The organism is Novosphingobium sp. Chol11, assembly GCF_900218065.1.
Classification (GTDB): domain Bacteria; phylum Pseudomonadota; class Alphaproteobacteria; order Sphingomonadales; family Sphingomonadaceae; genus Sphingobium; species Sphingobium agri.
Genome location: NZ_OBMU01000001.1, coordinates 1,838,281 through 1,861,613, shown reverse-complemented (window position 1 = coordinate 1,861,613; position 23,333 = coordinate 1,838,281). Strand labels below are relative to the sequence as shown.

The 23,333-nt window shown below is 62.5% G+C and carries 24 protein-coding genes; 18 read left to right on the top strand and 6 right to left on the bottom strand.

The annotated features are described in order from the left end of the window. Window positions 1–86: 86 nt before the first annotated feature. The gene (locus NCHOL11_RS09325) at window positions 87–1,226 is read right to left on the bottom strand and encodes a site-specific DNA-methyltransferase (RefSeq protein ID WP_097092059.1); all 1,140 of its coding nucleotides are present in this window, start codon (window positions 1,224–1,226) and stop codon (window positions 87–89) included. A gap of 287 nt (window positions 1,227–1,513) precedes the next feature. Between NCHOL11_RS09325 and NCHOL11_RS09320 the strand changes: the two genes are divergently transcribed. From NCHOL11_RS09320 to ahpF, 4 genes are all read left to right on the top strand, one after another. Continuing rightward, window positions 1,514–1,858, top strand: coding sequence for an ArsR/SmtB family transcription factor (locus NCHOL11_RS09320; protein WP_097092058.1), 345 nt, complete (start codon window positions 1,514–1,516; stop codon window positions 1,856–1,858). Window positions 1,859–1,991: 133 nt separating this feature from the next. After that, a complete protein-coding gene (betI, locus tag NCHOL11_RS09315; RefSeq protein ID WP_441339500.1) occupies window positions 1,992–2,654 on the top strand; it encodes a transcriptional regulator BetI in 663 nt (220 codons plus the stop codon). A gap of 117 nt (window positions 2,655–2,771) precedes the next feature. Continuing rightward, window positions 2,772–3,335: an alkyl hydroperoxide reductase subunit C gene (gene ahpC / locus NCHOL11_RS09310; protein ID WP_097092057.1), complete on the top strand. Its 564-nt coding sequence runs from the start codon at window positions 2,772–2,774 to the stop codon at window positions 3,333–3,335. A gap of 162 nt (window positions 3,336–3,497) precedes the next feature. Further along, window positions 3,498–5,078: an alkyl hydroperoxide reductase subunit F gene (gene ahpF / locus NCHOL11_RS09305; RefSeq protein ID WP_097092859.1), complete on the top strand. Its 1,581-nt coding sequence runs from the start codon at window positions 3,498–3,500 to the stop codon at window positions 5,076–5,078. A gap of 67 nt (window positions 5,079–5,145) precedes the next feature. Here the strand turns inward: ahpF and NCHOL11_RS09300 are convergent, their stop codons facing one another. From NCHOL11_RS09300 to NCHOL11_RS09290, 3 genes are all read right to left on the bottom strand, one after another. Beyond that, window positions 5,146–6,057, bottom strand: coding sequence for an alpha/beta hydrolase (locus tag NCHOL11_RS09300; protein ID WP_255254753.1), 912 nt, complete (start codon window positions 6,055–6,057; stop codon window positions 5,146–5,148). Between the two features lie 197 nt (window positions 6,058–6,254). Beyond that, window positions 6,255–6,992 (bottom strand): bifunctional 2-polyprenyl-6-hydroxyphenol methylase/3-demethylubiquinol 3-O-methyltransferase UbiG, encoded by a 738-nt coding sequence (gene ubiG, locus NCHOL11_RS09295; protein WP_097092055.1) that lies wholly within the window; start codon window positions 6,990–6,992, stop codon window positions 6,255–6,257. A 42-nt stretch (window positions 6,993–7,034) separates the two neighbouring features. After that, window positions 7,035–7,241: a hypothetical protein gene (locus tag NCHOL11_RS09290; RefSeq protein ID WP_097092054.1), complete on the bottom strand. Its 207-nt coding sequence runs from the start codon at window positions 7,239–7,241 to the stop codon at window positions 7,035–7,037. Window positions 7,242–7,400: 159 nt separating this feature from the next. Between NCHOL11_RS09290 and NCHOL11_RS09285 the strand changes: the two genes are divergently transcribed. The 3 genes from NCHOL11_RS09285 to NCHOL11_RS09275 all read left to right on the top strand — a co-directional run bounded on the left by NCHOL11_RS09285 (window position 7,401) and on the right by NCHOL11_RS09275 (window position 10,781). Beyond that, window positions 7,401–8,666, top strand: coding sequence for an aspartate kinase (locus tag NCHOL11_RS09285; protein WP_097092053.1), 1,266 nt, complete (start codon window positions 7,401–7,403; stop codon window positions 8,664–8,666). A 135-nt stretch (window positions 8,667–8,801) separates the two neighbouring features. Then, on the top strand, window positions 8,802–9,815 hold the full coding sequence (locus NCHOL11_RS09280; protein ID WP_097092052.1) for an NAD(P)H-dependent flavin oxidoreductase: 1,014 nt from the start codon (window positions 8,802–8,804) through the stop codon (window positions 9,813–9,815). A gap of 183 nt (window positions 9,816–9,998) precedes the next feature. Further along, window positions 9,999–10,781 carry a hypothetical protein gene (locus tag NCHOL11_RS09275; protein WP_255254752.1) on the top strand — a complete coding sequence of 261 codons (783 nt, stop codon included), beginning with the start codon at window positions 9,999–10,001 and terminating at the stop codon, window positions 10,779–10,781. Between the two features lie 7 nt (window positions 10,782–10,788). Here the strand turns inward: NCHOL11_RS09275 and NCHOL11_RS09270 are convergent, their stop codons facing one another. Next, window positions 10,789–11,475, bottom strand: a complete 687-nt coding sequence (locus NCHOL11_RS09270; RefSeq protein ID WP_097092050.1) for a winged helix-turn-helix transcriptional regulator — start codon at window positions 11,473–11,475, stop codon at window positions 10,789–10,791. A gap of 112 nt (window positions 11,476–11,587) precedes the next feature. Here NCHOL11_RS09270 and NCHOL11_RS09265 point away from each other — a divergent pair, with 112 nt between their 5' ends. From NCHOL11_RS09265 to NCHOL11_RS09245, 5 genes are read left to right on the top strand one after another with little or no spacing between them, the layout of a single operon-like run. Further along, entirely contained in the window at window positions 11,588–12,031 is a 444-nt protein-coding gene (locus NCHOL11_RS09265) for a VOC family protein (protein WP_097092049.1), read from the top strand. A 24-nt stretch (window positions 12,032–12,055) separates the two neighbouring features. Continuing rightward, complete coding sequence (locus NCHOL11_RS09260; protein WP_097092858.1) at window positions 12,056–12,412, top strand: DUF1428 domain-containing protein; 357 nt, start codon at window positions 12,056–12,058, stop codon at window positions 12,410–12,412. Between the two features lie 28 nt (window positions 12,413–12,440). Continuing rightward, a complete protein-coding gene (locus NCHOL11_RS09255; protein ID WP_097092857.1) occupies window positions 12,441–13,244 on the top strand; it encodes a VOC family protein in 804 nt (267 codons plus the stop codon). A gap of 13 nt (window positions 13,245–13,257) precedes the next feature. Next, window positions 13,258–13,746, top strand: a complete 489-nt coding sequence (locus NCHOL11_RS09250) for a VOC family protein (RefSeq protein ID WP_097092048.1) — start codon at window positions 13,258–13,260, stop codon at window positions 13,744–13,746. After that, on the top strand, window positions 13,743–14,210 hold the full coding sequence (locus NCHOL11_RS09245) for an SRPBCC family protein (RefSeq protein WP_097092047.1): 468 nt from the start codon (window positions 13,743–13,745) through the stop codon (window positions 14,208–14,210). The genes NCHOL11_RS09250 and NCHOL11_RS09245 overlap by 4 nt, the downstream gene beginning before the upstream one ends. 40 nt (window positions 14,211–14,250) lie before the next feature. Here NCHOL11_RS09245 and NCHOL11_RS09240 read toward each other — a convergent pair whose 3' ends face one another. Further along, complete coding sequence (locus NCHOL11_RS09240; protein WP_097092046.1) at window positions 14,251–15,417, bottom strand: pyridoxal phosphate-dependent aminotransferase; 1,167 nt, start codon at window positions 15,415–15,417, stop codon at window positions 14,251–14,253. A gap of 173 nt (window positions 15,418–15,590) precedes the next feature. On the opposite strand from NCHOL11_RS09240, the gene ptsP reads away from it, so the two are divergent. From ptsP to ftsH, 6 genes are all read left to right on the top strand, one after another. Beyond that, window positions 15,591–17,867, top strand: a complete 2,277-nt coding sequence (ptsP, locus tag NCHOL11_RS09235; RefSeq protein ID WP_097092045.1) for a phosphoenolpyruvate--protein phosphotransferase — start codon at window positions 15,591–15,593, stop codon at window positions 17,865–17,867. A 91-nt stretch (window positions 17,868–17,958) separates the two neighbouring features. Further along, a complete protein-coding gene (locus NCHOL11_RS09230) occupies window positions 17,959–18,882 on the top strand; it encodes a helix-turn-helix domain-containing protein (RefSeq protein WP_097092044.1) in 924 nt (307 codons plus the stop codon). Window positions 18,883–19,012: 130 nt separating this feature from the next. After that, entirely contained in the window at window positions 19,013–19,924 is a 912-nt protein-coding gene (locus NCHOL11_RS09225) for a hypothetical protein (RefSeq protein WP_097092043.1), read from the top strand. A gap of 9 nt (window positions 19,925–19,933) precedes the next feature. After that, window positions 19,934–20,884, top strand: a complete 951-nt coding sequence (gene tilS / locus NCHOL11_RS09220; protein WP_097092042.1) for a tRNA lysidine(34) synthetase TilS — start codon at window positions 19,934–19,936, stop codon at window positions 20,882–20,884. A gap of 151 nt (window positions 20,885–21,035) precedes the next feature. Beyond that, window positions 21,036–21,227: a hypothetical protein gene (locus tag NCHOL11_RS09215; RefSeq protein ID WP_097092041.1), complete on the top strand. Its 192-nt coding sequence runs from the start codon at window positions 21,036–21,038 to the stop codon at window positions 21,225–21,227. Between the two features lie 74 nt (window positions 21,228–21,301). Then, complete coding sequence (gene ftsH / locus NCHOL11_RS09210; RefSeq protein ID WP_097092856.1) at window positions 21,302–23,251, top strand: ATP-dependent zinc metalloprotease FtsH; 1,950 nt, start codon at window positions 21,302–21,304, stop codon at window positions 23,249–23,251. Window positions 23,252–23,333: the final 82 nt, after the last annotated feature.

The window sequence follows — 23,333 nt, the reverse complement described above, 5'->3', positions numbered from 1 at the left end:
GCTGCGCCTGTCGAAAGCTTTTCCTTGTTAAAGAAAAAGAAGGGGCTTCGACAGGCTCAGCCCGAACGGAAATGCAGGTGAGGGCGTCAGGGCTCGTTTGCGAGCAGATAAGTCTGGCGCAGCGTATCGATGGGCTTGAGGGTGCCGTCGACTTCATGGTGCCAGAAGGTCCAGCCATTGCAGCTGGGCGCATTTTGCAGGGTTGCGCCGATCTTGTGGATCGATCCGGTATCCGCGCCGATGCAAAGCGAGCCATCGGCGCGCACGGTGGCCTGCCAGCGGCGCTTGGCGTCGGTCAGGATCGAGCCGGGCTGGAGATAGCCGGTTTCGACAAGCGTGCCGAAGGCGACCTTGGGCTGGCTCTTCGCGCTTTGCATGATGGTGAGTGCGGATTCGTCCAGCGGCAGGGCGGCTTCGATGCGCTCCATCGCGACTTCGATATAGCTGTCTTCGCGTTCGATGCCGATCCACTGGCGGCCAAGCCGCTTGGCGACTGCACCGGTGGTGCCGGTGCCGAAAAAGGGATCGAGCACGACATCGCCGGGCTTCGTGCACGCCAGCAGCACGCGGTAGAGCAGGGATTCGGGCTTTTGCGTCGGGTGCGCCTTCGTCCCGTTGCGCTTCAGCCGTTCCTGTCCGCCGCAGATCGGCAGCACCCAGTCGGAGCGCATCTGAAGCTCGTCATTGAGCGTCTTCATCGCCTTGTAGTTGAAGGTATATTTGGCGTCCTCGCCCTGGCTGGCCCAGATCAGCGTTTCATGCGCGTTGGTGAAGCGGGTGCCCTTGAAATTGGGCATGGGGTTGGACTTGCGCCAGATGATGTCGTTGAGGATCCAGAAGCCTTCGTCCTGGAGTGCCGTGCCGACGCGGAAGATATTGTGATAGCTGCCGATGACCCAGATGGTGCCGTTGGGCTTCAGGATGCGACGGGCCTGCGCCAGCCATGCCTTGGTAAAGCGGTCATAGCTGCTGAGCGTATCGAATTTGTCCCAGTCATTGTCGACGGCATCGACCCGGCCGCCTTCGGGACGGAACAGGTCGCCGCCGAGCTGGAGATTATAGGGCGGATCGGCGAAGATCATGTCGATGCAGGCGTCGGGAAGCTTCGCCATTTCGGCGATGCAGTCGCCGCGCAGGAGGCTGTTCGCCGGGATGGCGACGGCCTCTCTTTCAACCGGCGCAACCGCCCTTTTACGCCGCGGCGCGACGCGTTCCATGACACCCATTATGTGACCCCCATTCGTTTCGAGGACCAGCGTTGAGTCGTCGGGAGTCCGGCGTCAAGATCAACGGCTTAGCCGCTGAGCCTCAGACAAAAGTTAACAGCAGGAGAACGAAAGAGGTAGACACGACATGTTGAGTCCGGATGTCGCCAGGGGACTCAATATCAGGTGGTGTGACTCAAAAGACTCAGCTGCTGGACCCCGCCAACTTTTTTTGGTTAACGTCGCTTCGACCCTTCAAAAACGGTCTTCGCTTGATCTTCTCATAATCATTTGGTTATGACTTCGCAATGAATGATCCTCTTTCAGGCGGCGACCGCTCGGCGGCATGTGACGAACTTTTCAAGGCGCTGTCCGACGGGACGCGGCGCGCCCTGCTCGAATATCTTGTGAAGGAAGGGGAGCAGAGCGTGCACGCCCTGACGGCAGTGTCGGACGTGTCGCAGCCGATGGTGTCGCGGCATCTGGGGAAGTTGAAGCGCGCTCGACTCGTCACGGCTCGCCGGGCAGGCCGGGAGACCTATTATGCAGCCCGCGTGAAGGGGCTGGCGCCGGTGGTGCAGTGGATGGCGATTTACGGCGCGCTCTGGTCGCAGCGCTTTACCGCGTTGGAAGAATTGAACGAACCGGCCTGACGCGGTTTTCGCCGATCTTTTCCCCTTGCATTGCGGGCCTAAATGATGATCGAAAGCGCGGTGATCCATGTTGCGGGAAGGGGGCGGGGTGGGCCGCCCTGAAGGGGTGCGGCATGGTGACGGGAAAAAAGACGTGGAGCAGAAGATTGCAGGCCGCCTTGACGGGAGACAGGGGCGGGCGCGCTTTGTCAGAGAGTCGCCCGATGTCAGGCGCCAGGCTCTGATCGAAGCGACGGCGCAATGTCTTGCCGAAAAGGGTGTCGCGGCGACATCCGTGCGGGCGATCTGTGCACGGGCTGGTGTGTCTGCGGGATTGCTTACCCATTATTTCGATGGGGTCGACGCGCTGATCCTCGCCACCTATCGCGATGTTGGGGAGAAGGTGGCGGCGGCGCTGGAGCAGGCCGTTGCCGAAGCGGGGCCTGATCCGCTTGACCGGCTATGGGCTTATATCAGGGCGAATTTGCAGCCGCCTGTGCTGGACCCCAATTTGCTGGCGACCTGGATTTCCTTTTGGAGCCTGGTGAAGACCAGTCCGGAAATCGCCGCCACGCATGCGGAGACCTATGGCGGATCGCGCGAACGGCTGGAGGTGCTGCTGAGGGAAGCCGCGCCGCAGATTCCGCGTCCGGCGGCGCGGATCGCTGCGATCGGCTTGACCGCCATGCTGGACGGCTTGTGGTTGGAGCTGTGCCTCGACTCCTCGACCTTCACGATCGAAGAGGCGCTGGAGATGGCCAAGGAAGCCATGACCTATGTGCTCCAGAAACCAAGGGATGAGCTGGTCGATCAATAATCGCTCCGTTGATCGCTTTTCTCAATGACAGGTGTGAATAAAAGCAATTTCCCCTCACCCTGCTCCCTCCCTACATAGGCCAGGCAACAGCAACCCTAAGAAGGAACTGGAAAGCCCATGGCTCTCATCAACACCAGCATCAAGCCGTTCAAGGCAACCGCTTTCAAGGAAGGCAAGTTCGTCGACGTCACCGACGAGGACGTGAAGGGCAAGTGGGCGATCTTCTTTTTCTATCCCGCCGACTTCACCTTCGTGTGTCCGACCGAACTGGAAGACCTGGCCGGTATCTACCCGACGCTACAGTCGCTGAACGTCGAAGTCTACTCGGTTTCGACCGACACGCACTTCAGCCACAAGGCCTGGCACGACACCTCGCCCGCGATCGGCAAGATCAACTATTATATGCTAGGCGACCAGTCGGGCCAGATCACCAACAATTTCGACGTGATGCGTCCGGGCGTGGGCCTGGCCGACCGCGCGACCTTCCTCGTCGATCCCGAAGGCGTGATCCAGTTCATGGAGATCACTTCGGAAGGCGTCGGCCGCAACGCGACCGAACTGCTCCGCAAGGTCAAGGCTGCGCAATACGTCGCCGCTCACCCCGGCGAAGTGTGCCCGGCCAAGTGGGAAGAGGGTGAAGAAACCCTGGCTCCCTCGCTCGACCTCGTGGGCAAGATCTAAGCAACACCTGCCCTTTCGCCGGGTCGGGTCGAGCAACTCCCCGGCCCGGCGGGGGTTTACCAAGACATTTTGAACGCTGTCATGCCGGCCTTTGGGTCGCACCTCCCGGCAAGCGGACCTGCGCGCCCACGGGCGGTGCGCCAATTCAATGGAGCTACGAAGATGTTAGACGCAAATCTGAAAGGCCAGCTGAAGGCCTATATGGCGAACATCACGCAGCCGATCGAGCTGGTGGCGTCGCTGGACGAAGGCGCGAAGTCGCGCGAACTGGAAGGGCTGCTGAGCGAGATCGCCGAGCTGTCGGACAAGGTGACGGTCACCGCCGGCAATGACAAGCGCAAGCCGAGCTTCATGATCCGGCGGGCGGGCACCGATATCGGCGTGACCTTCGCGGGCATTCCGATGGGGCATGAGTTCACCTCGCTGGTGCTTGCCCTGCTGCAGGTGGGCGGCCATCCGTCAAAGGCAGCGCAAGAGTTGATCGAGCAGATCAAGGAACTGGACGGCGACTTCAGCTTCGAAACCTATTTCTCGCTGTCGTGCCAAAACTGCCCCGATGTGGTGCAGGCGCTGAACCTGATGAGCGTGCTCAATCCCCGGATCAAGCATGTCGCCATCGATGGCGCGCTGTTCAAGGAAGAGGTGGACGCGCGCCAGGTGATGGCTGTGCCGACCGTGTTCCTGAATGGAGAGCCATTCGCTTCCGGCCGCATGGAGCTGGAACAGATCGTCGCAAAGATCGACAGCGGCGCGGAAACCCGCGCGGCGGAGAAGATCAAGAAGCAGGACCCGTTCGAAGTGCTTGTGGTCGGCGGCGGTCCTGCTGGCGCGGCGGCGGCGATCTATGCAGCGCGCAAGGGCATCCGCACGGGTGTCGCGGCGGAACGCTTCGGTGGGCAAGTGCTCGACACGATGGACATCGAGAACTTCATTTCGGTCAGCCGGACGGAGGGCCCCAAGCTCGCCGCGCAGCTGGAAGCGCATGTGAAAGATTATGATGTCGAGATCATGAACCTGCAAAAGGCGGCCAAGCTGATCCCGGCGAAGACCGAGGGCGGATATCATGAAGTCGTGCTGGAAAATGGTGCATCGCTGAAAGGCCGCACCGTCATCCTGTCCACGGGCGCCAGGTGGCGGCAGATGGGCGTGCCGGGCGAAGAGGAATATCGGAACAAGGGCGTGGCTTATTGCCCGCACTGCGATGGCCCCCTGTTCAAGGGCAAGCGCGTGGCGGTGATCGGCGGCGGCAATAGCGGCGTTGAAGCGGCTATCGATCTGGCCGGCATCGTTGCTCATGTGACGCTGATCGAGTTCGACAGCCAGCTGCGCGCCGACGCGGTGTTGCAGCGCAAGCTTGCCAGCCTGCCCAATGTGCGGATCATCACTTCCGCGCTTACGACCAAGGTCGAGGGTGACGGGAACAGGGTCACGGGCCTTAGCTACAAGGACCGCAACCATGGCACCGAGCATGATGTCGAACTGGAAGGCATCTTCGTCCAGATCGGGTTGGTCCCGAACACAGAATGGCTGAAGGACGCGATCGCGCTCTCGCCACGCGGCGAAATCGAGATTGACGCCAGGGGCGAAACGAGTCAGCCAGGTATATTCGCTGCGGGCGACTGCACGACCGTGCCTTACAAGCAGATCGTGATCGCCATGGGGGCAGGATCGACAGCGGCGCTTTCTGCCTTCGACTATCTCATTCGTCTGCCCGCTTCCGCGGAAACAGCCGAAGCAGCCTGAAGAGACAACCCCGAGCGGGGGGTTGGGAAGCGGTCGCCCCCAGGCCCGGTGGCGGCCGCTTCTTGATTTAGCCACCGTGTTGCGGGAGCCCCCAATGCTGCCGTGCAAACCGCTGAAGCTCGATCAGCAGTTCGATATCTTCAGGCGCGTTGCCGCCAAACCCGCCATGCGGCATGCCTTCAAATATGTGGAGTTCGACAGGCAAGGCTGCCCGGCGCAGTGCCCGATGCATCCTCACCGCATTGGAAAGGAACAAGTCTCGCGTTCCTGCCTGAATGAAGGCAGGCGGAAAGCCTGCTGAAAAGTCACCGAACAAAGGTGAAAGATAAGGGTGCGCGAGGTCGTGCCCCCCAGCGTAAAGCAGATTAGCGTTCATCAGCGGTCGCGGGAGCATCACGTCCACCAGCTGGTTTGTTTCGAAGCTGTCGCCGGATTCGGTGAGGTCTAGCTCTGGCGTCAAAAGGATCAAGGCAGCGGGCAAGGGCAAGCCCTCGTCACGGCCGCGCAGCACCGTCGCGGCCGCCAGATTACCGCCCGCAGAAGCGCCGCCGATGATGATCTTTTCAGGCGCATGGCTGTCCAAAAGAGCGCGATAGACAGCGACGCAATCATCGAGCGCAGCCGGATAGGGATGTTCGGGTGGCATGCGATAGTCCACCGAATAGCATGACGCGCCGTGCTGGTCGGCGATGCGGCGCGCGCCTGTTCGGCAAAATTCGCCTTCACCATGGACCAGCCCGCCGCCGTGGAAGTCGAGATAGGCGCGGCCGTCTGGAACGTGATCTGCCGGCGTCGCGAGGTGCACGCGGACGCCTGCCATCTCGATGGTTTCGACGGTCGATTTCAGGCTAGGCGACAGGGCGGAGGAGAAATCGGCCATGAACTTGCCGACTGCATTCTTGGACCGGGTCCAGCCTTCCAGGTCGTCAGGCGCTGGCTGCGGCATGGCGTTCAGTGGCAGGCCGTCGGGCCCAGTCATGGTTGCGAGGAAGGCGCGAGCCTGCAAACTTACCGATTGAGGGAAGGGCACGGTTCTGCCGCTTATTCTCACGCCTGTTGGATCATCCATTGCTCATGTTCCTCCTCATTCCTGGCATGATGAGGAGCAAGCGCGCACTGATCAAGCTTGTTGGCGGCGGGTTCCAAACCGGCGCATGGGACTTGCCTCTCAGTTATTCAGCGATGAGGATGGCGAGCGGTCAGCAGATAGTTGATTGCCTTGTTCGAAGAGAGCGTGAAGCCCTTGCGCGGGTCGAAGGAAAGGCCGGTGACATCGGTGACCTCCAGTCCGGCCTTCACCAGCATGTCGGTCAGTTCCTCTGGTGTCAGGAACTTGTCCCAATCATGCGTGCCTTTGGGAATGCCGCCGATGCTTTCGCCGATGCTGATCATTGCGAGGCGTGACAGAGGCGTGCGGTTGGGAGTGGACAGGATGAGCAAGCCGCCGAGGGCCAGTTTCGCCGCCAGCGCGCCTATGAAGGCGGCAGGATCGCTGACATGCTCGATGACTTCCATCGACGTGACGAGGTCGAACCCTTCGCTGTCCAGTTGCTCGACCGGTGTGGCGCGATAGTCGATCAACAGGCCCTGGCGTTCGGCATGGGCGCGGGCGATGGCGATATTTTCCTGCGCGGCGTCGAGGGCTGTCACCGTGGCGCCGAGGCGTGCCAAGGGTTCTGATAGAAGGCCAGCGCCGCAGCCAACGTCCAAGGCGCGCTTGCCCGTCAAGGGACGGAAGCTGCTTTCCTCATCCAGCCAGTGCCTATCGATCGCGCTGCGAATATAGCGCAGTCTTACAGGATTGAGCTTGTGCAGCATGGCGCTGCTGCCGGAAGGATCCCACCAGTCGGCTGCCATCGCGCCGAAATGCGCGGCTTCGCGGGGGTCTATGGTGCTGGAAACTGAGTTGGCCATGCACCCTGCCTATCAAGCTCCGCGATGGTGCGCCACGGGCATTTATTTCTTGCGCGGGGGCGGCCCATCGCCGTCTAGATATTTGTCCTCCGCATCCAACTGCCGATGCAGTTCGCGCGTGGCCGCTTCCGTCCGCGCCAATTCTTCGGGACTCCTGTGCCGCCGGTTGCTCATGATCACATAAATGAGCACCGCCGCGAGCAGGATCGGCCCTCCGATCGTGAAAAGCCCGTAAAGGACTCCGTCCATGGCTTCCTCCTTCTAAATCTTCCACTCAAGGAATGAGCGATGACGCCATGGGGTTCCATATGGCCTTGCTTGCCATATCTGCCGCTGCTGCTATAGCGGCGCCGTTTTTCCCCGGAGGGGGATCATCTTTCCAGATCAGCAGACAGGTTCGACAAGAAAATGGCGCGCATCGTGATGAAATTCGGCGGCACCTCGATGGCGGGGATGGAGCGAATTCGCAACGTGGCCGCGCGTGTCAAACATGTCGTCGAGCAGGGTCATGAGGTCGCCGTCGTCGTATCCGCCATGGCAGGGGAGACGGACCGGCTGGTCGGCTTCTGCAAGGAAGCGTCCGCGCTTTACGATCCGGCGGAGTATGACGTGGTGGTCGCCAGCGGCGAACAGGTGACGAGCGGCCTGCTCGCCATGACGCTCAAAGCCATGGGCGTGGACGCGCGCAGCTGGCTTGGCTGGCAGCTGCCGATCCGCACCAACGAAGCCCATGCGAAGGCGCGCATCGGCGACATCGATACGATCGATCTGCTTGCATCGATGCGGTCCGGCACCGTCGCGGTGATCCCCGGATTCCAGGGCATGATGGAAGACGGCCGCATTTCGACCCTGGGTCGTGGCGGCTCGGACACTTCGGCGGTCGCCGTCGCGGCGGCGGTGAAGGCAGACCGCTGCGACATCTATACGGACGTCGATGGCGTCTACACGACCGACCCGCGCATCGTGGCGCGCGCGCGCAAGCTCGACCTCGTCACCTATGAGGAAATGCTGGAACTGGCCTCGGTCGGGGCCAAGGTGCTCCAGACCCGCTCCGTCGGCCTTGCCATGAAGGAAGGCGTGGTCGTGCAGGTGCTTTCCTCCTTCGATGATCCCACCCAGACCGACCTCCCCGGCACCCTGATCGTCAGCGAGGAGGAACTGGAAGCCAAGCTCAAGGAAGACAAGATGGAACGTCAGCTCATCACCGGCATCGCCCATGACAAGAATGAGGCGAAGATCACCGTCACCCGCGTGCCCGATCGTCCGGGCGCCGTGGCGCACATCTTTGGCCCGCTGGCCGATGCCGCGATCAACGTCGACATGATCATCCAGAATGTCGGCCGCGACAAGGGCGAGACGGACGTGACCTTCACCGTGCCGGGCGCCGACCTTGCCCGCGCGCTGGACGTGCTGGAAAGCCAGAAGGAAGAGATCGGCTTCAACCGCGTGATCCCGGACACGAAGGTCGCGAAGGTGTCGGTCGTTGGCGTCGGCATGAAGAGCCATGCCGGGGTTGCTTCGACCATGTTCAAGAGCCTGGCCGATCGCGGGATCAATATCCTCGCCATCTCGACCAGCGAGATCAAGGTTTCGGTGCTGATCGATGAGGATGAGACGGAACTGGCGGTGCGCGTGCTGCACACGGCCTATGGGCTGGACGCGCCGGTCGCATAATTCAAATGATTACCCCTCCCCTTGAGGGGAGGGGCCGGGGGTGGGGCCTGGCCCCACTGAACAGCGCGTGGGGAGGGCCCCCACCCCAACCCCTCCCCTGAAGGGGAGGGGCTTTGTGCTTCTAGGATTAGACTGATGACCAACGCCAAACTCACTTCCTTGATGGCTCGCGGCACCGAATTTCTGGGCTGCGACGTCGCGATCATGTGCGGGGCGATGAGTTGGGTGTCGGAGCGGAACCTGGTCGCGGCCATTTCCAACGCGGGCGGCTTTGGCGTGATCGCCTGCGGCGCGATGACGCCGGAACTGCTCGACAAGGAAATCGCGGCGACGAAGGCGCTGACCTCCAAGCCCTTCGGCGTCAACCTGATCACCATGCATCCGCAACTGTTCGACCTGATCGAGGTTTGTGCGCGTCATGAGGTGGGCCATGTGGTGCTGGCAGGCGGCTTGCCGCCCAAGGGCAGCATCGAGGCGATCAAGGAGAAGGGCGCCAAGCTCATCTGCTTCGCTCCGGCGCTGAGCCTGGCCAAGAAGCTGGCGCGCTCGGGCGTCGATGCGCTGGTGATCGAGGGGATGGAAGCTGGCGGCCATATCGGACCGGTGTCGACCAGCGTGCTGGCGCAGGAAATCCTGCCGGAAATGGCGTCGCAGCTGCCGGTGTTCGTCGCTGGCGGGATCGGGCGCGGCGAGTTGATTGCGGGCTATCTGGAAATGGGCGCGGCGGGCGTGCAACTGGGCACCCGCTTTGCCTGTGCGAGCGAGAGCATCGCGCATCCGAACTTCAAGAAGGCTTTCTTCCGTGCTTCGGCGCGCGACGCGATCGCCAGCGTGCAGATCGACCCGCGTTTGCCGGTGATTCCGGTGCGGGCGCTGAAAAATGCGGGGACCGAAGCCTTTACCGCCAAGCAACGGGAAGTCGCCAATCTGCTCGATGGCGGCTCTGTCGACATGATGGAAGCGCAGTTGCAGATCGAGCATTATTGGGCGGGAGCGCTCCGCCGGGCCGTGATCGACGGCGATGTCGAGGGCGGATCGGTGATGGCGGGGCAGTCGGTCGGCATGGTGACGAAGGAAGAGCCGGTCACCGACATCATCACGCAGTTGATGGACGAGGCGGTTGTCGCGCTGGAGCGGCGTAGCGCCTGAGGCGTCCTGATTATCGGGACGAACCGAATCCCTGAAGGGACGAAGTGATCCGGGCGATCATCGCCAGGAACGCGCAGCTTTGCCATGAGTTTGGGCCATGAGCTTTGGCGCTGACAATTAATCATAGGGGATAATGGGTTGCCGTTGCGTGCTGCTTCATGTCGCGTCTGGACAATCGCTTCGGTGGCCGCATTGGCGCTGGTCGCAGGCTGTTCCACACCCAAACAGGCGCCGACCCCTCCGCCGCCGGTCGTCCGCACGATCAAGCCGCTGCCGCCGATGGGTGCGGTCGAGGATATGAGCATTCCGGAGGTTGATGCCGAAGGGAAATATCTGACGCCCAATCGCGGGGTCACGGCCAATACGGCGCTGTGGCATGTCCGCATGGCGCTGAACGTCGCGGCGCTCTCCTGCCATGGTGCGGGCGAGCCTGCGCGGATTCAGTACAACAAGATGCTGCATGTCCATAAGGACATATTGCGGGAAGCCAACGCGGCGGTCGATCGCAACTATACCGCCGCTTATGGCAGCGCGGGGCTTCAGTCGCGCGAGTTGCTGAACACGGTCGTCTATAACTTCTTTTCGCTGCCGCCTGTGACCAAGAGCTTCTGTCCCGTGGCGGTGGATGTAGGCGCGAAGATACTTGCCATGCCGTCGAACCAGTTGCTGGCCTATGCGCCCGAAGCACTGACGGCGCTGGAGAAGCCGTTTCAGGAATTTTACGAAGCCTATGCCGACTATCTGCGGCGGCTGGCGGAGTGGCAGTCCCGCTTTGGCGGCACGGTGACGGTGATCGTGTCGCCCACGCCCCTGCCGCCGCCGCCCAAGCCACCGGCCGAGATCAGCCCTGGCTTCGTGCCGCCGCCTGCGCTGCCGCCGCTGCGGGAGGAGAGCGGACAGGCGCTGGTGCCTGGCGCGACATCGGCGCCGCGCGTCAACGTGCCGACTTTCCCGATCAGGCGGTAAGAGGATTTCAGTCGCCTGCTGGCATGAAAGTGACCGGAGCTTTTGAGGGCAGCGGGAAGAGGCGGACGAAGCGTTCTGCCAAATCGCGGTTCCCCTCGATCTTCAGCGCGCCGCCGACATCTTCGAAGCTTGCCCCGCCATATACCACGGCGGCGAGCGCATTCTGATCACCGCTGATCACCGCGTCCGCGCCCTCGACAGGCCCGCGATCCATGGTGAAGGCGCCGTCCTTGAACTGCGCGCGAAATTCTTCTTCGCCGAAACGGAAGCCTATCACCGCGTCTAAGTCAGCGATGCGGCTGCGGTCGATCATGGTGCGCATGGACAGGACGACCGAGACATTGCTCATCGGCTGGCCGGGCTGCATCGTGGGCGAGCGGCAGGCCCAGCGGCCGAGCACCTGGAACAGGATTTCCGACTCGCGGCCCCATTCGGTCAGTTCGTAGATCTGGCTGGCGGCGGGCGGGGGGAGGCGGCGGCGGATGAGGACGCTCGCGGCTTCCAGTTCCTCCAGACGCTGCGTCAGCACATTGGCGCTGATTCCGGGCAGGCTGGCGCGCAGATCGGTGAAACGCTTGGGACCCAGCATCAATTCCCGCATGATCGGCATGGCCCAGCGGTCGCCGATGAGGTCAAGCGCATGGGCAGTTGCACAGCCATCCTGATAGGCGCGCTTTTTGGAATTGCGAGTCATTGGTTATCTTTTCTAACTTTGATGTTGCATAACATAATCATTGGGTCCAAAAAGTTCAAGGCGGTGAGTCGAGTGCCATAGCTCCTTGCCGCGATGTTCAAGGAGATGCGTGATGCCCGATGCCCCCACTCCCAAGATGATTTTCATCAACCTGCCGGTAAAGGACCTGTCCGCCTCCATCGCCTTTTACGAGGCGGTAGGTGCGGTGCGGAACAAGGATTTTTGCAGCGAGGACAGCCAGATGATGAGCCTGTCCGACGCCATTCATGTGATGCTGCTGACGCACGAGCGCTTCGCGAGCTTCACGCCGCGCCGCATACCCAATGCGCATGAAACGGCGCAGGTGCTGCTGGCAATCAGCGAGGAAAGCCGGGCTGCGGTGGATGTGACTACCGAAAAGGCACTCGCCGCGGGCGGGACGGAGCCCAATCCGAGCCAGGATCATGGCTTCATGTATGGTCGCAGCTTTGCTGATCTGGACGGTCATATCTGGGAAGTCACCTGGATGGACGTTGAAGCGGCGCTGGCGACCCATCAGCGGGAAGTTCCCGCCTGATCAATCCGAACAAGGAGAGAGATGATGAGCTATATCGACGGTTTCGTGGTTCCCGTGCCGAAGGGCAACAAGGAGCGGTACAAGGAGTTCGCGACCCGGGCCGCTCCGATCTTCCTGGAGCATGGCGCGCTGCGCATGGTGGAATGCTGGGGCACTGATGTTCCTGTTGGGAAGGTCAATGACTTCCGCACGTCCGTAATCGCCGAAGAAGGCGAGGACGTCGTCTTTTCCTGGATCGAATGGCCCGACAAGGCAACGCGCGACGCGGGGCAAGAGAAGGTGATGAACGATCCCCGCATGCAGGAAGATGGCGAGATACCCTTTTCAGGCAAGCGAATGATTTATGGCGGGTTCGACGTAATGATCGACCAGAAGGCCTGACCAACAGCATGCGACAAGGAGGCGGATGATGAGCGACCTGACCGGCAAATTCTTCTGGTATGAACTGATGACCAGCGATCCGGAGGGCGCGATCGCCTTCTATGGCGATGTGGTGGGATGGACGGCGCAGCCCTTTGGCGGCGAGCGGACGGACGATCCCTATCATGTCGTGTCTGGAAGCGCGGGGCCGCTGGGCGGCATCATGCGCATTCCGGCGGAAGCGAAGGATTGCGGCATGTCGCCCTGGTGGGGCGGCTATGTCGGATCGGCCGATGTCGATGCCGATGCCCAGCGACTGAGCGGCGCGGGAGCGAGCGTGAAGCGGCCGCCGGAAGATATTCCGGGCGTCGGGCGCTTTGCCGTGATGAGCGATCCGGGTGGCGCGATCTTCATGCTGCTCAAGGGATCGAGCCCGGACGGCATGGACGCCGCGCCGCCGATGGCGAGAGGCCATGTCGGCTGGCACGAGCTTTACAGCGGCAGTTTCGACGCGGACCTCGCTTTCTACACGTCCCAGTTCGGCTGGGGGAAGGGCGAGGCGATGGATATGGGGCCAATGGGCAGCTACCAGCTTTTCTCCATGTCCGGCGGGACCGACTTCAACAGCATGGAAGGCGGCATGATGCCCAGGCCCGAGCAGATGGCGGAGCCGCAATGGCTGTTCTACTTCGTGGTGCCGGACATCGATGAGGGCGTGGAGAAGGTGAAGGCAGGCGGCGGCACCGTGCTGAATGGCCCCGCCGAAGTGCCGGGCGGCGCGTGGATCATCCAGGCGACGGACCCGCAAGGCGCGATGTTCGCGCTGGTCGGCATGCGTTCGGCCGCAGCATAAGAGGAGAGAAAGGATGTCGAAGATTTCACCCTGTCTGTGGTTCAACGGACAGGCGGAGGAAGCTGCGCGCTTCTATGTCTCTGTCTTTGGCGGGTCGGTCGATTCGATCAGCCGTTATCCGCATGATGTTCCCGGCCCCGCGCCATTCAAGGAAGGCGACGTGCTGCTGGTGGAATTCACGCTGTTCGGCCAGAGCTATCAGGGACTGAACGGGGGGCCGGAATTCGGCTTTACCGAAGCGGTGTCCTTGTCGATCTCATGCAAGGACCAGGCTGAAGTCGACCGCTATTTCGATGCGCTGACGGCCGACGGCGGCGCGCCCGGCCCATGTGGCTGGGTGAAGGACAAATTCGGCCTGTCCTGGCAGATCGTGCCGGAAGAGGTCATGGAGATGCACCGCAAGGGCGGCCCCGGCATTCAGCCGATGATGGCCGAGATGATGACGATGCAGAAACTGGACCTTGCCCGCATGAAGGCGGCCTATGAGGGAGCGACGGTATGAGCAGCGGGCAACATGAGCTGTCGGTCAGCTGCCACATCGCGGCTCCACGCGAGATCGTGTGGAAGGTTTGGACTGACCTGAAGGACCAATGGTTCTGCCCCAAGCCGTGGCGCGCCGAGGTGATCGAGGAAGATTTGCGCCCCGGTGGCCGTAGCGCCGTGCGCATGTTCGGCCCCGATGGCGAAGATACCGGGCCGATGGAGGGCATCTTCCTTGAGGTGGTCCCCGGCGAGCGGGTGGTATCGACCGATGCCTACGCCTCAGGGTGGATACCGCAGGAGCCGTTCCTGACCTCGATCTGGAGTTTCGTCGAAGAAGGCGAGGGAACGCGCTTTACCGCGACGGCCCGGCATTGGAGCGATGAGGCGCTGAAGCGGCATGAGGCGATGGGGTTCCATCCCGGATGGGACCAGATGGCGCAGCAGTTCAAGGATTTGTGCGAGACTTCGGCGGCGATCGCATGAGATAATTCCTCCCCATCAGGTGATGGGGAGGAATTTGGGGTCAGGCTTTCAGCACTCGTTCCACAGCCGAGCGGAACTTCGCCATATCCTCGGCCGAACCGACAGTGACGCGGGAGACTGTGGGCCAGATGGGCCAGTTGCGGCCGATCTGAACTTTTTCGGGTGTTGCAAGCAGGGCTGCCTGCATGTCCTTGGCTGGTTTCTTCCAGTCCATCATGAACATGTTCGCCTGGCTGCCGGGATGCACGGCGACGCCCTTCTTCGTGAGCCAGGCGATGGTTTCGGCCCGGTTAGCGGCGCATTCCTCGCGCCGGGCCTTGATGAGGCCGCTTTCGGTGTAGACGGCATTGCCGCACGCCATGGCGGTGATTGACAGGCCACCCGCGCTGGGGCCGAACAGCATGATGCGCTTCTGCACCTCAGGATCGGCGAAGGTGAGGCCGAGGCGCATGCCTGCCATGCCGAACAGCTTCGAGAAGGTCCGCATGACGATGATGTCCTTGCGGCCCGCGATCAGGCTGACGGCGCTCGGCGCTTCGGAGAAGTGGATATAGGCTTCGTCTACCAGCAGCATCGCGTCGGCGGGCTTGTTGTCCAGCAGCCATTTGATGTCTGAAAGCGGCGTGATGGTGCCCGTGGGATTGTTGGGCGTGCAGATATAATAAAGGCCGGCATTGGGATTGGCGGCGAGCATCGCTTTGACGTCATGGCCCTTGCCGGGCGCCTGGGCCGCCTTAGCGATCGGCGCCTTCATATAATCGGCGGTGCGCCAGGCGGATTCGAATGTTGGATCGGCGCTCACAAGCCCTTTGGTAGGTGAACAATAGGCAGCGACGATGCTGACCAGCGGCCCGCCGGAGCCCGGCCACAGCATGACTTGCGACTCCGTCAGCCCCTCCACCTTCGCCACGGTGGAGATAAGGTCGCCCCGGTAGTTGTCGGGATCATACCAGTTGCCGAAGGACGACGCCCTTGCCGCCGCTTCCACGCCGGAGGGGAAGGGGCCTGCCCAGCATTCGTTCGACCCGATGCGCACCGCGCCCTTGATCCCGCGCGCGGCCTGCTGCTGCGCATGGGCGGGTTGGATCAGCAGGGAATGTGCCGCAGCGCCTGCACCGAGCAGGGCGGCAATCTTGCCGATGTTGCGACGGGAATAGCCGCGATCCAGCAGGTCTTCGCGGGCATCCTTTTCCAGTATCAAGGTCATGTCATCTGTCCCCTTGTTCGAACCAACCGCATGGTGTTCCGATCGAGGAGACGAAGCGGTCGCTTGTTTCCGCAATATGTCGCCCAAGTTTTTTGACGATTTTGATCGGTTTCCCTGCCGATTGAATTGACTTCCCCTTGGAAAGGCCCCCCGCGATCTGTTAGCGCATTGACATGCCCACGACGCCCGCCGCCGCCGCCCGCCAAATCCTCACCAGCTTGCAGGAGGTGATGGCCGCGCGAACGAGTGCGCAGGCTAAGCTCAACAAGGTCGTGGATATTATCGGGCAGGCGCTGTCGAGCGAGGTTTGCTCCATATATCTGGTGCGCGAAGGGCTGCTGGAACTGTTCGCGACGCGGGGCCTCAAGCAGGAGGCCGTCCATGTCACGCGGATGGCGATGGGCGAAGGTCTGGTCGGCCTGATCGCGACCAATGTCGAGACGCTGAACCTGGACGAGGCGGCGGCGCATCCCGACTATAGTTATCGGCCGGAAACGGGCGAAGAGCTGTTCCACAGTTTTGCGGGCGTGCCGATCGTGCGGCGGGAACGGGCGATCGGGGTGCTGTGCGTCCAGCATGTCGAGCCGCGCCGCTATGAAGAGGTCGAGATCGAGGCGCTGCAGACCGTGGCGATGGTGCTGTCGGAGCTGATCGCCAACGCCGAGCTGGCGGATGATGGCCCGGCAGATCTGCGGGTGCAGGATACGGGCACGATCATGCTGCAGGGATTGCAGCTGGTGATGGGCATGGCGCGGGGGCATGCGGTGTTTCACCAGCCGCGCGTCCATGTCGAACATACGGTGGCCGAGGATACCGAGGCCGAGCGGCAGCGCGTCATTTCCGCTTTTACCAAGATGCGCGAGCAGATCGACCGGATGACCGGCGCGGTCGAGTTCGGGATGGAGGGCGAGCATCAGGAGGTGCTCGAAACCTACAAGATGTTCGCCTATGACGAAGGCTGGATTCGGCGGATCAATGAGGCGATTGATAGCGGCCTGACCGCCGAAGCGGCGATCGAGCGCGTACAGCAGCGCACGCGGATGCGTATGCGGCAAATCGACGATGCCCTGTTGCAGGACCGGATGCATGATCTGGAGGACATGGCCAATCGGCTGTTGCGGATCGTGTCGGGGCAGTTGGGCACGGCGGCGCAATTGGGGCTGAGGCAGGATGCCATCCTGATCGCGCGTAACCTGGGCCCGGCGGAATTGCTGGAATATGACCGGCGGCGACTGAAGGGCGTGATCCTGGAAGAAGGTTCGCTCACGGCGCACGTTACCATCGTCGCGCGCGCCATGGGTGTGCCGGTGCTGGGGCGCGTCCGCGAGATCCGGCAAAAGGTGAATGAGGGCGACCTGATCCTCATGGATGTCGTGTCGAACAGCCTGCTGGTCCGTCCGACGCCGGACATGGACGAAGCGTTCGAGAACAGGCTGCACGTTACGCAGAAGCGGCGGGCGGAGTTCGCCGCGATGCGTGATCTGCCGTCGGTGACGGCGGACGGGCAGCGGATCGAGCTGATGGTGAATGCGGGCCTGCGGGAGGATGCGCAGGCTCTGGATCTGGTCGGCGCGGACGGCATCGGCTTGTTCCGCACGGAGTTCCAGTTTCTCGTATCCGCTACGCTGCCGCAACGGGAGAAGCAGCAACGCCTTTACAAGGACGTGCTGGACGCGGCCGGGGACCGCCCGGTTATCTTCCGCACGGTCGATATCGGCGGTGACAAGGCGCTGCCGTACATGCAGCGCGACGAGGACGAGGAGCTGGAGGACAATCCGGCGATGGGCTGGCGCGCGCTGCGGCTGGCGCTCGACCGAGACGGGCTGATGAAGGCGCAGGCGCGGGCGCTGCTGGAAGCGTCCGCGGGCAAGGTGCTGAACATCATGTTCCCGATGGTGTCGGAGCCGTGGGAATATGAGAAGGCACGCGCTCTTGTCGAGCATCAGCGCGAATGGCTGCTGTCCCAGCGCAAGAAGGTGCCGACGGCGGTACGCTATGGCGCGATGCTGGAGGTGCCTGCGCTGGCCGAAGTGCTGGACCTGCTGTTGCCCAAGCTCGATTTCCTGTCGATCGGCACCAATGACCTGACGCAGTTCCTATTCGCGGCCGACCGGGCGCATCCCAAGCTCGCCGAGCGCTACGATTGGCTGAGCATCGCTATCCTGCGCTTCCTGGACCGGGTAGTGCGTACCTGCGGTGAATATCAGGTGCCCGTCGGCGTTTGCGGAGAGATGGGCGGGCGGACGCTGGAGGCAATGGCGCTGGTGGGCCTGGGCGTGCGGCGTCTGTCGATCACGCCTGCATCGGTGGGGCCGGTCAAGGCGATGATCCGCGCGATCGACGCCGCCGAATTGCAGGCTATGATGCGCGACCTGCTGAATGATGGCGTCGTGGACGTTCGCGGGGCGTTGACCGAGTGGGCGACCGAGCGCGGCATCGAACTGAATTGAACAGGGAAAATGGGTCGGTCATGCCCGCCCCGGCGTTGACAATCCCTGTACCGGAATGAGACAAGACCAGCCTCTAAGATCGCGGAGCAGCATGGCAGAACAACCCGAACTGGAAAACGGCGCAACATCGCCGGACGTGCAATCCAGCACTCCCGGCGCAAAGCTGCGCGCCGCGCGCGAGGCGCAAGGCCTGTCGATGCAGGACGTGGCGACACGCACCCGCATCGCCCAGCGCCAGTTGGAAGCGATCGAGCGCGACGACTATTCCGCACTGCCAGGCATTCCCTATGCCGTGGGTTTCGCTCGTGCTTATGCCCGCGCGGTGGATCTGGACGAAGTGGCGATTGCCGCTGATGTACGCCATGCCGTTCATAATTCGGAACTTGGGACGAACCGGTACGAAGCGTTCGAACCGGCCGACCCGGCGCGGGTGCCGTCGCGCGTCCTTGCATGGACAGCTGCGGCTATCGTGATCCTGCTCGTCGCCGGTTTCACGATCTGGCGCACGCAGATGTTAACGCCCCCTACAGGGCAAGAGATTGCTGCCGAGCAGGCCAAGCCCGTCACTGCTGCGAAGCCAGCCGCTGGCGCTCGTCCCGCAGCGCCGGTCGTACAGACGGTGGTGTTCACCGCCAATGATGATGTGTGGTTGCGCATCTATGACGAGGCTGGCGAGCGGTTGAAGGACGGGCTGATGAAGAAGGGTGAGAGTTTCACTCTGCCTGCCAACGCTCGCAATCCCATGATCCTCACCGGCCGCCCGCAAGCCTTGTCGGTGACGGTTGGCGGCAAGCCGATTGCGCCGCTGGGCGCGCCGGATCGGACCATTTCCGACGTGCCTGTATCGGCGGCCGCCTTGCTGGCGCGGGCGGCGCCTGCTTCAGCGGGTGCGGCTCCACCCTCCGCCCCCTCGGCAGCGCAGCTGCCGCCGGTTCGGCCCGTCACCGGAAGTGTCGCGCCTGCGATACCGGCGGCACCTGCGCCAGCACCGGCTGCCCCGCCGGCAGCGAACTAAGATCGCGCGCATCCTCGCTTGAGCAGCCGCACGTCGCGCTTTACGGCGGCGAATATGGCCTTATGGTTAAAAGCGGGGAATGCGGCTTTTTAGCCGTGTCGTCGGTTAGATAGTTTAGTCGGGGATCATCATGCGTTACGCCTTATTTGCGACAACCGCCCTGTTGTTGGGAGCGCCCGCCATGGTTGCGCTTGTGCCAGCGGCGGCTGCCCAGAATGTGGCGATCGATGTGCGCATCGACCGGCTGGAAAAGGAAATGCGGGCGGTTCAGCGGAAGGTTTTTCCCGCAGGCACTCCGCTGGAGGCGGAGATCACCCGCCCATCTACACCCGCAGTGCCGCCCGGCACACCGTCCTCGTCGCCCGTTGCCGATCTGACCGCGCGGGTGGCTGCGCTGGAGTCCCAGCTTGCGTCGATGACGGGGCAGGTCGAAGAGAACAGCTTCAAGATTCGCCAACTGGAGGAGGCGTTCAACAAATATAAGGCCGAAGCACAGAGCCGCGCCGAAGTCGTCACGCCGCCGCCGGTACGTCCGGCGGTGCCGTCCACCGATGCGGCTCCGGCCGAGGCGAAGCCTCAGCCAGGGACCAATGGTGGCGCGACGGAAGCACGCAAACTTGCGGTGGCTGCCATCGAGCGGCCATCGACGGGAGATGCTGCGGCGGATGCCTATAGCTATGGTTTTCGGCTGTGGGACGCAAAATTCTATCCCGAAGCGCAGGCTCAGCTGAAAGCGACCGTCGAAAAATATGGTGCGTCGCCGGTCGCGAGCCGCTCCGCCAACCTGTTGGGCCGGGCCTATCTGGACGATGGCAAGCCCGCTCTTGCGTCGGTGACATTCTACGACAATTATCAGAAGCGGCCCAAGGGCGACCGGGCCGCCGATAGTCTTGCCTATCTGGGCGAGGCATTGATCCAGCTTAAAAAGCCGGCCGATGCGTGCAAGGTTTATGCAGAGCTGGAGCAGGTCTATGGCTCCAGCATGTCGGCCAGCTTGCGCGGCATGATGGAGAAGGGTCGCACCCGGGCGAAGTGCAGCTAAGGCAAAACCATGGCCGAACCCTCTTCGGCACAATCTGACCTGGAAGCCTTGCTGATCCAAGCGGTCGGCAATCTGGTGGGCGAGGCAGTAGGCCTGCGCTTTGGCGTGGCAGTGTCGGGCGGCCCCGACAGCATGACGCTGCTTGACCTTGCCCACCGCTGTTTCGCTGGCCGGGTCGAGGCTGCGACTGTTGATCATGGTCTAAGACCCGGATCCGCGGACGAGGCGGCGATGGTGGCGCAGTGGTGCAGCGGGCGCGGCATCCCCCATGCGGTGCTTCACCCTGCGGCTCCTTTGACCGGTAACGTTCAGCAATGGGCCCGCGCCCAACGCTATGCCGCGCTTGAGGACTGGAGGGTCGAACGGCGGATCGACTGGCTGTGTACCGCGCACCATGCCGATGACCAGCTTGAGACGGTGCTGATGCGGCTCAACCGTGGTTCGGGGGTGAATGGGCTTTCGGGCATCCGTGCTCGGCAAGGACATGTGCTTCGGCCTTTGCTGAATGCGAGACGCGCGGATCTTCTGGGCCATGTCCGCTCGGCAGGCCTGCCGTTCGTCAATGATCCTTCCAATGCCGATCCGCGTTTCGATCGCGCGGCGATCCGCCAACATCTGGAAAATGTCAGCTGGCTCGATGCGCGGGCGGCTGCACGCAGCGCCGCTGCGCTGGCGGAATGTGCCGAAGCGCTGGATTGGATGGTCGACGATCTTGCAGCGGCACATGTTCGGCGGGAGGGCGGCGCCTGGCTGCTGACCAGGACCGATCTGCCCCGCGAACTGCTGCGGCGGCTCCTAATGCGCATTGTCGCGGAGGCGCAGCCGGGTGCGCTGCCGCGTGGAGACGGGATTGATCGCGCGATTCTTGTCGCTGCTAAAGGCGGGCAGACGAGTCTGGGGGCGCTCTTGATCAAAGGCGGGGCTTTCTGGAAAATCAGCGTTGCGCCAGCCCGAAGATGATAAACAGGATCGCGCGGGTTGGTCGTTACGGAAAGGTTCCACGATCTAACTTATCTGTGGCTCGGCCCGTCGAAATGTTGCAGCGCAATGACCTTTCCTTAATAGCCTCCATGCTTAATGAGCCTGCCCCTCAAAGCATGGAAAGCTGATTATGTTCGAATTTGCGGCGCTGACCTATGGCGTGCTCGCCAGCATCATCCTTTCGGCAGCGCAACGTAACCGGAAACTGGCGCGCCCGCATCCGCCGATGCTGCTATATGTCGGCTATCTGCTGTGCGGGCTGTCGGCGGGCGTGGCGGTGATCCTGGCCTATATCGCCCTGTCGCAATTCGCTGGGGGCTGAACGTCCGGCGGGCAAATCGCCCAACTTGCGATTTTGCCGGAGCACCCTATCTTGCCCGGTGAAAGAGAGTGATGATGAACGACGAGAAGGACCCGCAGGGCAATCCCTGGATCAAAAGCGCGATGATTTGGGCGGGGGTGATTATCGCCCTGCTGCTTTTCGTTTCGATGTTCGACAGCCGCTCCGCTAGCCAAGCAGGCAGCGGCATCGCCTATTCCGAATTCCGTTCGAAGGTTCAGGAAGGTCAGGTCAAGGACGTCGCGATCGCCACGGACAAGATTACCGGCACGCTGACCAGTGGGCAGCGGTTCAACACCGTTCCCGTCAATGATCCGGCTCTGACCGGTCTGCTTGACGATTATAACGTCAAATATTCCGGCCAAAGCGAAGAGCAGCCGAGCTTCTGGCAGATCATGCTCTACCAGTCGCTGCCGTTCCTGCTGATCCTGGGCATTGCCTTCTTCGTGCTGCGCCAGATGCAGAAGGGCGGCGGCGCGGGCGGCGCGATGGGTTTTGGCAAGTCCAAGGCCAAGCTGCTGACCGAAAAGCACGGCAAGGTGACCTTTGACGATGTGGCGGGCATTGATGAGGCTCGCGAGGAATTGCAGGAGATCGTCGAGTTCCTGAAGGACCCGAGCAAGTTTGCGCGGCTGGGCGGCAAGATCCCCAAGGGCGCTCTGCTGGTCGGTTCGCCCGGCACCGGCAAGACGCTGCTGGCTCGCGCGATCGCGGGCGAGGCGGGCGTGCCTTTCTTCACGATTTCGGGTTCCGACTTCGTGGAGATGTTCGTCGGCGTCGGCGCGAGCCGCGTGCGCGACATGTTCGAGCAGGCCAAGAAGAACGCGCCCTGCATCGTCTTCATCGACGAAATCGACGCGGTCGGCCGTCATCGTGGCGCAGGCCTCGGCAACGGCAATGACGAGCGCGAGCAGACGCTGAACCAGCTGCTGGTCGAGATGGACGGTTTCGAGGCGAACGAGGGCATCATCATCGTCGCGGCGACCAACCGCCCCGACGTTCTCGACCCCGCTCTGCTGCGTCCGGGCCGTTTCGACCGTCAGGTCGTGGTCCCGCGCCCGGATATTGAGGGCCGCGAGAAGATCCTGGCTGTGCACATGAAGAAGGTGCCGCTGGCGCCGGACGTCAACCCGCGCACAATCGCGCGCGGCACGCCGGGGTTCTCGGGTGCTGATCTCGCCAACCTCGTCAACGAAGCCGCGCTGATGGCAGCGCGGCGGGGTAAGCGCCTGGTCGCTATGGACGAGTTCGAGGCGGCCAAGGACAAGGTCATGATGGGTAGCGAGCGCCGCTCCATGGTCATGACCGACGATGAGAAGAAGATGACCGCCTATCATGAGGCGGGCCATGCCATCGTCGCCGTCCATGAACCGGCGTCCGACCCGATCCACAAGGCAACGATCATCCCGCGGGGCCGTGCGCTGGGCATGGTGATGCGTCTGCCGGAGCGGGACAGCTACAGCTATCATCGCGACAAAATGCATGCGAACCTGGCAGTCGCCATGGGCGGGCGCGTGGCGGAAGAGATCATCTTCGGCCATGACAAGGTGTCCTCGGGTGCTTCGGGCGACATTCAGTACGCAACCAAGCTGGCGCGCGACATGGTCACCCAGTGGGGCATGTCGGACAAGCTGGGTCCGCTGCAATATGAAGAGCAGCAGGGAGAGACCTTCCTCGGCTATTCGCAGAGCCAGCGCGTCCATATGTCGAACGAGACCGCGAAGGCGATCGATCTTGAAATCCGCACGATCGTCGAGGGTGGTTATGATCGGGCCAAGGATGTGCTGACGGGACATGAAGATCAGCTGCACCTGCTGGCCAACGCCTTGCTCGAATATGAGACGCTGACCGGCGAAGAGATCAAGACGCTGCTCGACAAGGGTGAGATTACCCGCGACGATGGCACGACGATCAAGCCTTCGACGGTGCCTGCGGCAGGATCGTCCATCCCCAAGACGCGCAAGCGCAAGGGCCCCTTTGGGGAGCCTTCGCCTGCGGGGATTTGAGCGGCGGTCAAGGGTTTAAAAGGGGCGCTGCCATTGGGCGGCGCCCCTTTTCCTTTGCCGCTCCCCAATCACGGTGAGATAG